A 12618-nucleotide genomic window follows, 5' to 3' on the forward strand; every position below is an offset into this window, starting at 1 on the left:
CTGATGTCGGTGCTGGGAGGACGTCCTGGTGGGTCGTGTGGGTGAGACTGGTGGACATGGGTTCGATGCGTCCTCGGGTCGGTGATGTGTTCCTCGCCCTGCTGGTGACCGTGGTCAGCGTGGCCGGGACGGTGGCCGCGCACCGGTGGGCGGGCCACGGGATGCGGGCGCTCGACGGGTTCGGAGTCGGCTTCGTGGTGGTGGCCGGCCTGTCCCTGGCGTGGCGACGACGGGCACCGCTGGTGGTGCTCGGCGTGGTCGCGGTGGCCGTCTCGGCCTACCTCGTCAGCGGGTACCGGTACGGGCCGGTCCTGCTCGCGCTGCTGGTGGCGGTGTACTCGGCGGCGCGCCACCGACCACCGCGCACCGCCGGGATCGCCGCGGGCGTCGCGCTCCTGCTGCTGTGGGCGCACACGGTGGTCACCGGCCAGTGGGCCGGTCTGGTCCCGGCTTCGGCGTGGGTGCTCGTGCCCTTCGCCGCCGGGTTGGTGGCGCGCACCCAGTCCGAGTCGGTGGCGCGTCAGCGGGCGGAAGCGCTGCGGCGGCGGGTCGACGACGAACGGCTGCGGATCGCCCAGGAGGTCCACGACGTGGTCGGCCACGGGTTGGCGGCGATCAAGATGCAGGCCGACGTGGCGCTGCACGTGCTCGAGAAGAAGCCCGAGCAGGCCGAAACGGCGCTGTCGGCCATCAGTCGCACCAGCAGCGACGCCCTCGACGAGCTCCGCGCGACCCTGGCCGTGGTCCGCAGCGGCACCGGACAGGGACCCGAACCCGGTCTCCGCCGGGTGCACGACCTGGTCAACCGCACCCGCGACGCCGGGGCGGAGGTCTCGCTGCGGGTGCGCGGTGACCCTCCCGAGCTGCCGAAGCCGGTGGACCTCACCGGGTACCGGATACTGCAGGAGTCGTTGACCAACGTGCTGCGCCACAGCCGCGAGCAGCGAGCCGACGTCACCGTCGACTACACCCCGGAGGAGGTCACCATCGAGGTCACCAACCCCTCCCCCACGAGCGCCGGCGGCGACGGCCTCGGCATCCCCGGCATGCGGCGGCGCGTGGAAGCGCTCGGCGGTCAGTTCAGCGCCGGGGCCTCCGGCGGACGGTTCCGGGTGCACGCCCGCCTGCCGATCGGAGCGCAGCCGTGATCAGCGTGCTCATCGTCGACGACCAGGACCTGGTGCGCTTCGGCCTGCGCACGCTCGTCGACTCCGAGGACGACCTCACCTGCGCCGGCGAAGCCGCCGACGGGCTCGACGCCGTGATCAAGGCGCGCGAGACCCGTCCCGACGTGGTGCTCATGGACATCCGGATGTCCGGTGTGGACGGACTGGAGGCCACCCGCCGGATCACCGGTGACCCGGACCTGGCCGCCACCAAGGTGATCGTGCTGACGACGTTCGAGATCGACGAGTACGTCTTCAGCGCGTTGCGCTCCGGCGCCAGCGGATTCCTGCTCAAGGACACCACCCCGGTGGACCTGCTGCGCGCCATCCGTCTGGTCGCCGGTGGCGAGGCGCTGCTGTCCCCGTCCGCGACCACCAAGCTGGTGCGCGAGTTCGTGCAGCTCGCCCCGCGCTCCCGCGCACCGCACCCGCAGCTGCACACGCTCACCGAGCGGGAGCGGGAAGTGCTGGCGCTGGTGGCCGAGGGGCTCAGCAACGAGGAGATCGCCGAGCGCCTGGTGGTCAGCCCGGCCACGGCGCGCACGCACGTCAGCCGCGCGATGGTCAAGCTCGGGGCCCGCGACCGCGCCCAGCTGGTGGTCTTCGCCTACCAGTCCGGGCTGGTCGACTGACTCACTTCCCGATGGGCGTGTAGCCGCTCCAGGAGGTGCTCGAGAGCTTCTTCTGCCCGTCCCACAGCTCCACCGCGATCCGCAGCGTGCCCTCGGGCTTGAGCTGGAGCGTGCACTTGACGTAGTCGCCCTCGCTGCTGGTGTCCCGGCACTCGGCGGTGTGGTGGTAGTCGGTCTCCGAGCGGGTCTTGATCCAGAACCCGTCCTTGTTCGTGTCCTTCGCCGCGATGAGGTCACCGTCGGCGTCGAAGCACCCGGTCCCGCGTTCTTCGCCCTTGTAGGACACCGTCTTGCAGACCTTCGCCTGGTACGGCGGGCGCGAGGTGGTGGTCGTCGGCGGCACGCTGGGCGGCGGTGGGACCGGCGCCGCGGAGGGCGGCTCTTCGGTCACGGGTGCTGCGCTGGTCGGCGCGGCGGAGCTCGTCACGGGTGCGCTGGTCGCGGGGGTCTCCACCGCGGTGGGTGTGGGTCGCGGGACGGGCGTGGCCTGTCCGCCGGTGGCGGGCTGCAGCGTCACCACGGCAGCGGTGATGCCGGCGACCGCGGCCACGGCACCCACGGCCGTCAGCACGATCGGCCACCGCGACCGGCGACGCTCCGGCACGGCGCCGGCGGCGCCGAGCGGGGCGGTGGCGCGCAGCGCGCGGCGGGCTGCGGCGGCGAGCTCACCTGCGGTGGCGTAGCGACCGGCGGGGTTCTTCGCCATGCCGGTCGCGACGACGCGGTCGAAGTCCGGTGGCACCCCCAGGCCCGTTTCCGAGGGCTTCGGCGGTTCGCGGTTGAGGTGGGCGTAGATCAACGCTTCGGTGCTCGTCACGCCGTAGGGCTTGGCGCCGGTCAGGCACTGGTAGAGCACGCAGGCCAGCGAGTACACGTCGGCCCGGTGGTCCGACGGCGCGTCACCGAAGCGCTCGGGCGCCATGTAGGCCAACGTGCCCATGGTGACGCTGCCGGAGGTGCGGCTGGTCGCGTCCTGGATGGAGGCGGCGATGCCGAAGTCCACGAGGTAGGCGAACCCACCAGCACCCAGCAGCACGTTGGAGGGCTTGACGTCGCGGTGCACCACGCGGGCGGCGTGCGCGGCGTCGAGCGCCTGCGCGACCTGCTCGACCACGTGGACCACGTCGTGCGGGTGCATCGGTCCGTGGGTGTTCAACCGTGCACCCAGGTCTTCGCCCTCGACCAGCCGCATGTCCAGGTAGAGGCGGCCGTCGATCTCGCCGTAGCCGTGGATCGGGATGACGTGCGGTTCGTTGAGGCGTCCGGCGGCGTGGGCCTCCCGCTTGAACCGCTCCCGGAACTCCTGGTCCGCGGCCAGGTGCGGGGCGAGCAGCTTCAGCGCGACGATGCGGTCGTGGCGGGTGTCGTAGGCGCGCAGGATCTCGCCCATCCCTCCACGGGCGATCAGGCCCTCCACCCGGTACGGGCCGAACTGCGACTGCACGGCTGCTCCTCTTCCGACGGTGCGCGCGTCATCCTATGGGGTTGCGGAGGGCGCACGGCACAAGCCCACCGGAAGATCGAACGGCGCTCGGTGAAGTTTCCGCTACGAAGCACCGGCCGCTCGTGCGCCGAGGGTCGCGGTCCTGCTACCAAAGGTGAGGGAAGATCAAGTTCCGCCACCGGCTTCGGGAAAGGACCGGTCCACGAGATGTCGACGACCGACGACGGCACCGACGTGCGCAAGATCGATCGCGGGCAGGACACCGGCGGCTGCCCGGTCAGCCGCGATGCGGACGGCGTGTGGCGCGTCCGCGGTCACGCCGCTGCACGCGCGGCCCTGCGCAGCACCGACACGGTCCAGGCGGGCCTCGGCGTGGAGACCGTCGAGAAGATGCCCGCGAAGATCCGTCGCCCGGTCCTCTACCGGGACGGCCCGGAGCACCGCGAGCACCGCCGCCAGACCGCGAAGTACTTCACCCCCCGCAAGGTCGACGAGTCCTACCGGGAGCTCATGGAGCGGCTCAGCGACGAGCAGCTGGCCAAGCTCACCTCCCACGGCTCGGCCGTGCTCTCGGAGCTGAGCTTCGAGCTCGCGATCGGCGTGGCCTGCGAGGTCATCGGCTTGACCGAGAGCAAGCCGGGCCTGAAGGGACGGCTGGAGCGCTTCTTCCCGGAGGAGTTCGGGGAACCGGGTTTCACCAGCTTGCACGGTCTGTACTGGGTGTGGCGGCAGGCGGTGAACTGGGGCGGCATCTACTTCGCCGACGTGCTCCCCGCGGTGCGGGCGCGGCGCGAGCGGCCGCAGGACGACCTCATCTCGCACCTGCTGGGCGACGGCTGCTCCTCGGCGGAGATCCTCGGTGAGTGCATCACGGTCGCGGCCGCCGGCATGGTGACCACCCGCGAGTTCGTGAACCTCGCGGCTTGGCACCTGTTCACCGACGGCGCCCTGCGCGAGCGCTACCTCGGTGCGGACGAGCCCGAGCGGCACGCGATCCTGCACGAACTGCTGCGGCTGGAACCCGTGGTCGGGTACCTGAAGCGGCGCACCACGGCCGAGGTGGAGCTGCCCGGCGAGAACGGCGACAAGCACGTGGTGCCGGCGGGTGAGGTCATCGACATCGACGTGTCCAGCACCAACACCGACCCCACCGCGTTCGGGGAGAAGCCCCTGCAGGTCTGCCCGCACCGCGAGCTCACCGACGCCACCGCGCCGGGCCTGTCGTTCAGCGACGGACCGCACCGCTGCCCGGGCAACACCATCGCCATCCACGAGACCGACATCTTCCTCACGAAGCTGTTCGCCCTGCCGAACGTCCGCCTGGAGACCCCGCCGAGGACCTCCTTCAACGACGCCATCGGCGGCTACGAACTCCGGGACATGGTCGTCGCCGCCGGAGAGTGAGCCCGAGGAGCCCACCCAACCGAGCGACGAAACCCCCCGGCTCACTCGCCACGAACGTCACCCGACCGAACCTTCGCGGCGGTTGCCGGCTGAGTTCCGCAGCTGGAAACGGAGTCTGTGTCGGCGTTCTCGGCCGGGCTTGGGGCTTGGGACGGTTCCGCTGAAGAGATCCCCGCCTTGCTGCTCACGACCCCCGCCGGGTGAAGGTGGTGACACACCTTCGCGGCCATGTGCTCCAGTCTCATGTGCGCCGATGGGTAGCCGGTCGAGCCGTCATCGGAGTCCCGGTGGTACGGCCCGTTCTGAACGCTCGGGTGACGTCCGCGTCCGCACAGGACTGGGCGGTGCGGACGAGGTAGAAGTCAGCCGCTCGGCCTGTCGGAGCAGCGACAGGACGGGTTCCTCGTCCGTGCTCAGTGCTGAGATCACCGCAGGTGTCGTCGAAGGTCCAGCGCGAACTCGGCCGGGGTGCCGTCCCCGACGCCCAGGAGTGCCGCAGCACGCTCAGCTCAGTTCCACACCAGGAACGGCGGACCCGTGGCGTTCTTCGCCGGACTTCCCAGTCACATCGGGGAATTCACACTTGTTGTCCCGCAGATCGACGACAGTGGCGACACTTCCGGTGGCGCCTGTCGAATTCACGCCAACGCGGCCGGAAGCCGTGCGCGCCGGTGCTACGTTCCCCTCTCGCGACAACCCGGACGAACCCGTCACGGAACTGGATCGGTTCGGAAGCCTTCGACCTGCAGCCTGTCCCCGCGGGCACCCCGGTTGCTCCGGAAATCCCCCGCACGGCTGTGCTTCTCAAACGTCAAGGAGATGCGTTCATGCCCTTCAGCAGACGGATGCGGGTGGTGGCGCTCGGCGCGGCCCTCGCGTGCACGGCGCTGATCACCCCGACGGTGGCCGCTGCCGCCCCGACCTACCGCGACGCGTCCGCGTCGATCCCCGATCGAGTCGAGGACCTGCTCTCGCGGATGTCGTTGCAGGACAAGATCGGTCAGATGACGCAGGCCGAACGCGTCGCGGCCGAACCGCAGACTGCGGCCTCGGCCTCGCTGGGCTCGATCCTCAGCGGCGGCGGTTCGGCACCCGAGCCGAACACCGCCGAGGCGTGGGCGGACATGTACGACGAGTACCAGCGGGCGGCCACCGGCACGCCGCTGGGCATCCCGCTGATCTACGGCGTGGACGCCGTGCACGGGCACAACAACGTCCACGGCGCGACGATCTTCCCGCACAACATCGGGCTCGGCGCGGGCAACGACCCCCAGCTCACGCAGGACGTCGGGCGCGCGACCGCCGAGGAGGTCTCGGGCACCGGCATCGACTGGGACTTCGCGCCGTGCCTGTGCGTGGCCCGCAACGACCGCTGGGGCCGCACCTACGAGGCCTTCGGCGAGACCCCGGAGCGGCCCACCGCCCACGCCACGGTCATCGACGGTCTGCAGGGCGAGGAGCTCAACGCCCCCGGATCGGTGCTGGCCACGGCCAAGCACTACATCGGCGACGGCGGCACCACCGGCGGCGACGACCAGGGCAACACCGAGATCGACGAGCAGGAGCTGCGCCGCGTCCACCTGCCCCCGTTCCAGGAGGCGATCAACCGCGGCGTCGGCTCGATCATGCTCTCTTACAGCAGCTGGAACGGCCTGAAGCTGCACGCCCACTCGTACCTGGTCAACGACCTGCTCAAGGGCGAGCTGGGCTACAAGGGCTTCGTGGTCTCCGACTACGACGCGATCGACCAGATCGACGGGCAGCTGGGCTTCACCGCCGAGGAGGTCGCCACCGCCATCAACTCGGGCCTGGACATGATCATGGTTCCGAACGAGTGGCGGAAGTTCACCGAGCTGCTGCGCGGTGAGGTGGAGAACGGCCACGTCCCGATGTCGCGCATCGACGACGCCAACCGCCGCATCCTCACCAAGAAGTTCGAGCTGGGTCTGTTCGAGAACCCCTACACCGACCGGAGCCTCACCGGCACGGTCGGCAGCCCGGAGCACCGCGCGCTGGCCCGCCACGCGGTCCGCAAGTCCCAGGTGCTGCTGAAGAACGAGGGCGGCGTGCTGCCGCTGCCCAAGGACGGCGGGAAGCTGTTCGTGGCGGGCAAGAACGCCGACGACATCGGCAACCAGTCCGGCGGCTGGACGATCAGCTGGCAGGGCGAGAGCGGACCGATCACCCCGGGCACCACGATCCTGCGAGGGATCAAGGACGCAGCCGCGGGATCCGAGGTCACCTACGACCGCCACGGCAACGGCATCGACGACAGCTACACCGCCGCCATCGCCGTGGTCGGCGAGACCCCCTACGCCGAGGGCAAGGGCGACCGGCCCGCCGGCATGGGCCTCGACCAGGAGGACCTGGAGACGGTGAAGAAGCTGGAGGACAGCGGAGTTCCGGTCATCGTCGTCACGGTGTCCGGACGTCCGCTCGACATCGGCGAACACGTGCCGAACTGGGACGCGCTGCTCGCCGCGTGGCTGCCGGGCACCGAAGGCGCCGGCGTCGCCGACGTCCTGTTCGGCGACCACAACCCCACCGGCACCCTGCCGATGACCTGGATGAGGTCGGCGGACCAGCAACCGATCAACGACGGGGACGGGCAAGACCCGCTGTTCCCGTACGGGTTCGGCCTGCGGTACTGACACGAGCCGAGCGCTCGCCCCGAGGGCGAGCGCCCGGTCCCGCCTCAGGAGAGAGCGGCGATCATGGCCTCGGCCATCGGCCCGCTCGAGGTCGGGTTCTGCCCGGTGAACAGGTTCCCGTCGCGCACGGTGTGCGCCTGGTAGGCCTGGCCGCCGGAGTGCTGCGCACCCCGCTCCCGCAACCGGCTGGCCAGCAGCCACGGGGCACCGTCGGCGGTGCCGAACAGCTGCTCCTCCTCGTCGGTGAAGGCGGTCATCTCCCGCCCGGCGAACACCCACTTGCCGTCGGAGTCGACGGCGGACAGCAGCGCGGCGGGGCCGTGGCAGACGGCGCCGATGAGCTTGCCCTCCCGGTCGGCCTGGGTCAGCAGGCGGCCGAGGTCGGCGTCCTGGTGGAGGTCGACGACCGGGCCGTGCCCTCCGGGGAGCACCACGGCGGCGTAGTCGTCGAGGTCGACGTCGCTGAGGTCGAGCAGCGGCCCGAACTCGCGCAGCGCCTTCTCGGCGTGCTCGAGGTGGCGACCGCAGTCCGCACCGGCCACGGCCGGGTCGGCGCTGTGGGCGTCCAGGGGCGGCAGGACGCCGCCGGGCGAGGCGAAGTCGACCTCGAAGCCGGCTTGAACGAACTTCGCGTGCGGTGCGGCGAGCTCCTCGGCCCAGTAGCCGGTGGGGTAGGACGTGCCGTCGGTGCGTTCCCAGGTGTCGGCGGCGGACATGACGATCAAGATGCGGTTCACGGCGGTTCCCTCGCTCTCGAGTGTTCCGGACGCTTCCCAGCGTGCTCCGGGACATCGCACGTCAGGGCGCTATGTCGAGCCCTGCGCGAGCTAGGCCGCGGCAACGTAGGACTCGGCGACCCAGGCACGCGATCACGCGCGCGGCAACAATGGCCGCGTGGCCGACCTCAACCGCGAACTCAGCGACTTCCTGCGCCGCGCTCGCGCGCAGGTCGATCCGTCGCGCGCGGGCCTGCCCCCGGACGGACGCGTCCGGCGGGTCCCGGGCTTGCGCCGGGAGGAGGTGGCCCGGCTGGCCGGCGTGTCGACCGACTACTACACGCGGCTCGAGCAGGGCCGCCGCATCACGCCCTCCCCCTCCGTGATCGAGGCGATCGGCCGCGCCCTCGACCTCGACGCCGCCGGACGGGCCCACCTGGAAGACCTCATCGAACCGGGAACGGGGCCGCGTCGGCCCGCCGCGGTGCAACGACTGCGGCCTGGTCTGCACCAGCTGGTGGACGCCCTCGACGGTGAGCCCGCGCTGGTGCTCGGGCGGCGCCTGGACGTGCTCGCCGCGAACCGCATGGCCAAGGCGCTGTTCACCGACTTCGACGCGATGCCGGCGACCGAGCGCAACTACGCGCGCTGGATGTTCCTCGACGAGGCCGCCCGAGCGCTCTTCGTCGACTGGGAGACCCAGGCCCGCAACACCGTGGAGACGCTCCGCTTCGAGGTCGGCCGCGACCCCCACGACCGCGGCACCGCCGAGCTGGTCGCCGAGCTACGCCGGCGCAGCACCGACTTCGACCGGTGGTGGGAGCAGCACCGGGTCCACCAGCGCACCCACGGCTCGAAACGCCTGCGGCACCCGGTCGTCGGTGATCTCACGGTGGAGTTCGAAACGCTCACCCCGCCAGGCGACCCGGACACCACGGTGTTCCTCTACACCGCCGAGCCCCACTCACCGTCGCAGCGGGCGCTCGACCTCCTGGCAAGCTGGGCGGCCCCGGAACCGCTGGAGCCTCGCCGCGGCGACGGGTGAGCACCGTTGTTCACCACCCCTGCGGGGCGGCGGGCGGGTCAGCGTACGAAGGAGGTGAAGAGTTGCAGCCAGGCGGCCCTGAGCAGGAGGCGGGTGGCACTCGCCCTGTCCTCGTCGGCGGTCCGTTGCCGGCGGATGTTGCGCACCAGGAAACCTCTTCGAATCCGTCGGGCCGGGCGTCGTCGCACAGCGGCCCTGGAGCTTTCGACGCCTGGCGGGACTCCGTTGTCTCGCCAGGCCGCACACCCGGCCACATGGCGGGCTGCGCCCGATACCTTGGCGGTTACCTCGCGTTCACGCAAGGGTCTTTTTCGCGAGAACGCCGCCGCCCGATCGAAAACGCACGTCTGACCTGGGATGATCACACTCGGGTGAGCCGATCGTGCGGAGCAGCGTCGTCTGCTGCGAACGGCGGCTTGCGCATCGGACCGATCAGGAGGGCACGCATGCACTACCGGCATCTGGGCAGCAGCGGCATGGTGATCAGCGAGATCGTCTACGGGAACTGGATCACCCACGGCTCCCAGGTCGAGGAGACGGCCGCTGTGGCCTGCGTCCGGGCCGCGCTGAACAACGGCATCACGAGTTTCGACACCGCCGACGTCTACGCAGGTGGACGGGCCGAGGAGGTGCTGGGGCGGGCGCTGAAGGCGGAGCGCCGCGAAGGGCTGGAGATCTTCACGAAGGTCTACCACCCGATGGGCGAGGGCAAGAACGACCGCGGCCTGTCCCGCAAGCACATCATGGAGTCGATCGACAACTCGCTGCGCAGGTTGCAGACCGACTACGTCGACCTCTACCAGGCCCACCGCTACGACCCGGAGACCCCGCTCGAGGAGACGATGGAGGCCTTCGCCGACGTCGTCCGCAGCGGGAAGGCCCACTACATCGGCGTTTCCGAGTGGACCGCCGAGCAGATCCGGGCCGGGCACGCGCTCGCCCGCGAGCTGCGGATCCCGCTGGTGTCGAACCAGCCGCAGTACTCCGCGCTGTGGCGGGTCATCGAGGGCGAGGTCGTGCCGGCCTCCCGCGAGCTGGGCATCGGACAGATCGTCTTCTCCCCCATCGCCCAGGGCGTGCTGACCGGCAAGTACCTGCCCGGCTCCGAGCCGCCGGCGGGCTCGCGCGCCACGGACGAGAGCGGGTCGGTGTTCGTGGCCCGCTACCTGCGCGAGGAGGTCCTGGAGCGGGTCCAGCAGCTCAAGCCCCTCGCCGGGGAAGCGGGCTTGACGCTGGCGCAACTGGCGGTCGCGTGGGTGTTGCAGAACGACAACGTCTCGGCCGCCATCATCGGCGCCTCCCGGCCCGAGCAGGTCTCGGAGAACGCGGTCGCCGCGGGCGTGCGGCTCGACGACGACCTGGTCTCGAAGGTCAACGAGATCCTCGCCCCGGTCGCGGTGACCGACCCCGGCAAGACCGCGGAGAACGCGCCGAAGTCCCGGAGCTGAGCTCCCGCGTCGCCCTTCCGGGCGTGCCGACGAGGTCGTACGCTGCGAGCCGTTGGCCACGACCCGGGAGGGCGACGATGCGACCGCAACGCCTGGTGGACGCGGTGCTGTTCGACACCTTCGGCACCGCCGTCGACTGGCGCACCGGTGTCGCGCAGGCGGTCTCGCAGTTCACGAGCGAGGTGGACCCGAACGAGTTCGCGCTGGCGTGGCGCGGCCGCTACCAGCCGTCGATGGCCCCGATCCGCGCCGGCGAACGGGAGTTCGTCGACCTCGACGTCCTGCACCGCGAGAACCTCGAAGCCACCGCAGCGGAGTTCGGCCTGGACCTGGGCAATTCCGATCCGTCCGATGTGGACCACCTCAACCGCGCCTGGCACCGGCTGTCCGCCTGGCCCGACAGCACCCCCGGACTCACAGAGCTCAAACGCGAGTTCATCGTCGGCCCGCTCTCCAACGGCCACACCGCGCTCCTGACGAACATGGCCAAGCACGCGGGCCTGCCGTGGGACGTCATCATCGGCTCGGACTTCACCCGCACCTACAAACCCGACCCGAACGCCTACCTCCGCACGGCCGAGGTCCTCCGCCTCCCCCCGCACCGCGTGATGCTCTGCGCGGCCCACAACGCCGACCTCGCCGCAGCGAAGGACGTCGGCTTCCGCACGGCCTTCATCCCGAGACCCACGGAGTACGGACCCGCCCAGCGCGAAGACCTCCACGCCACAGGCGTCTGGGACGTCCTCGCCCGCGACGTGGTCGACCTCGCGACCCAACTGCGCGAGCACGCCTCTGCGTGAAGACCTCCCGGTCACCGCTGCCAGGGCGGTTGCTGGCCTGGCGGTGGGGAGACCGGGCGCAGCTTGTGGGTGGGCATGTCGGTGAGCTGCTGGGGCAGGACGAAGAAACCGGAGCGTTGGTCGCGGGCCCACGGGGCCGGTTGGGGTCGTGGGGTGCGGCGGAAGAAGGCGTCGCGGGCGTGGCGCATGAGGATGACGATCTGGTCGCGGCGGACGAAGAACGACTGCGGGTCGATCGTGCGGCGTTCGGCGCGGGAGTGCAGCAGGGCCAGTTCCGTGGCCGCGAGCTGGTAGTCGCCCATGGCGCGCACTCCGATGTTGCCGGCTTGGTGCCAGGCCCAGTTGAGGGCGTGGCGGCGGCCCTTCATCGTGGCCAGCATGGGGATGTCGTTGGGGGCGATCAGTCCGCTGGGGACGTAGGCGGGCAGGTAGCGGCCGATCATGTGCACCAGCCGCCGGCGGTCGCGGATCAGGACGACCACCAGGACCAGCAGCACCACGGCTTCCACGAGGTAGGCCAGGACCAGGCCGCCGAGGCCGAACAGCACCGAACCGCCGTTCCACAGCGCGTGCAGGAAGACCGCCGCGCACCAGCCGACGATCGGCGCGAAGAACCGGCCGGCACCTCGGTGCGTGGCGGCGTAGGCGATGCCGAGCCCGGTCATCGCGGTGTACATCGGGTGGCCCAGCGGGGCCACCACACCGCGGATCAGCACCGTTCCCCAGATCTCGCCGGGAACCGAGGCCAGGCCCTGCATGTAGTAGAGGACGTTCTCGACCAGGGCGAAGCCCAGCCCGCACATGCCCGCGTAGACGATCCCGTCGGTCGGACCGTCGATCTCGGTGCGGCGCACCACCAGCAGGAACACCAGCAGCGCGCCCTTGAAGCTCTCCTCCACGACCGGGGCGATCACCGCCACCGTCAGCACCGTCGCCGGCTCCGGGCCCAGCGCCACGGCCAGCACCGACTCGCCGAGGGAGTTGACGATCAAGGCACCGAGGAGCGCCACACCGGCTCCCCAGCCGAAGGCGACGACCAGGTTGAGCCTCGGTTCCGGTTCGAGCCGGTCCACCAGCAGGATCAGCGCCACCAGCACGATCGCCGTCGGCAGCGCGAGCAGCATGCCGATCACGACGTTGCCCGGCGCACCAGGCACCAGGAGGAAGAGCGAGCTCAGCGCCAGCAGCAGGCAGATGCCGGAGATCACCAATCCGATGATCAGCGACACCGGTGCGCGGTTGGAGGTGCGGCCTTCCAGGACCGACTGCGGGCTGAGAGCGAGCATGCCCGGCAGCGTAGGAGATGAACCGC

The 12618-nt window shown here is 70.8% G+C and carries 10 protein-coding genes; 7 read left to right on the top strand and 3 right to left on the bottom strand.

Going from position 1 to position 12618, the window contains the following annotated elements; all coding sequences use genetic code 11:
* The first annotated feature begins 56 nt into the window (after positions 1–56).
* A complete protein-coding gene (locus EIL87_RS05160; RefSeq protein ID WP_125089007.1) occupies positions 57–1148 on the top strand; it encodes a sensor histidine kinase in 1092 nt (363 codons plus the stop codon).
* Positions 1145–1798, top strand: a complete 654-nt coding sequence (locus tag EIL87_RS05165; protein ID WP_125089008.1) for a response regulator — start codon at positions 1145–1147, stop codon at positions 1796–1798. The genes EIL87_RS05160 and EIL87_RS05165 overlap by 4 nt, the downstream gene beginning before the upstream one ends.
* Before the next feature lies 1 nt (position 1799).
* On the opposite strand, the gene EIL87_RS05170 is transcribed toward EIL87_RS05165, so the two are convergent.
* Positions 1800–3242 (bottom strand): serine/threonine-protein kinase, encoded by a 1443-nt coding sequence (locus tag EIL87_RS05170; protein WP_125089009.1) that lies wholly within the window; start codon positions 3240–3242, stop codon positions 1800–1802.
* Positions 3243–3449: 207 nt separating this feature from the next.
* Here EIL87_RS05170 and EIL87_RS05175 point away from each other — a divergent pair, with 207 nt between their 5' ends.
* Positions 3450–4646, top strand: coding sequence for a cytochrome P450 (locus EIL87_RS05175; RefSeq protein WP_125089010.1), 1197 nt, complete (start codon positions 3450–3452; stop codon positions 4644–4646).
* Between the two features lie 827 nt (positions 4647–5473).
* A complete protein-coding gene (locus EIL87_RS05180) occupies positions 5474–7297 on the top strand; it encodes a glycoside hydrolase family 3 protein (RefSeq protein ID WP_125089011.1) in 1824 nt (607 codons plus the stop codon).
* Positions 7298–7341: 44 nt separating this feature from the next.
* Here the strand turns inward: EIL87_RS05180 and EIL87_RS05185 are convergent, their stop codons facing one another.
* Positions 7342–8034, bottom strand: a complete 693-nt coding sequence (locus tag EIL87_RS05185) for a type 1 glutamine amidotransferase domain-containing protein (protein WP_125089012.1) — start codon at positions 8032–8034, stop codon at positions 7342–7344.
* 157 nt (positions 8035–8191) lie between these two features.
* On the opposite strand from EIL87_RS05185, the gene EIL87_RS05190 reads away from it, so the two are divergent.
* The 3 genes from EIL87_RS05190 to EIL87_RS05200 all read left to right on the top strand — a co-directional run bounded on the left by EIL87_RS05190 (position 8192) and on the right by EIL87_RS05200 (position 11306).
* Positions 8192–9058, top strand: a complete 867-nt coding sequence (locus EIL87_RS05190) for a helix-turn-helix transcriptional regulator (protein ID WP_125089013.1) — start codon at positions 8192–8194, stop codon at positions 9056–9058.
* A 446-nt stretch (positions 9059–9504) separates the two neighbouring features.
* Positions 9505–10506, top strand: coding sequence for an aldo/keto reductase family protein (locus EIL87_RS05195; protein WP_125089014.1), 1002 nt, complete (start codon positions 9505–9507; stop codon positions 10504–10506).
* 77 nt (positions 10507–10583) lie between these two features.
* A complete protein-coding gene (locus EIL87_RS05200; RefSeq protein ID WP_125089015.1) occupies positions 10584–11306 on the top strand; it encodes a haloacid dehalogenase type II in 723 nt (240 codons plus the stop codon).
* Positions 11307–11317: 11 nt separating this feature from the next.
* Here EIL87_RS05200 and EIL87_RS05205 read toward each other — a convergent pair whose 3' ends face one another.
* A complete protein-coding gene (locus EIL87_RS05205; RefSeq protein WP_125089016.1) occupies positions 11318–12592 on the bottom strand; it encodes a PrsW family intramembrane metalloprotease in 1275 nt (424 codons plus the stop codon).
* Positions 12593–12618 lie beyond the last annotated feature (26 nt).

Source organism: Saccharopolyspora rhizosphaerae (assembly GCF_003931915.1).
Classification (GTDB): Bacteria; Actinomycetota; Actinomycetes; order Mycobacteriales; family Pseudonocardiaceae; genus Saccharopolyspora; species Saccharopolyspora rhizosphaerae.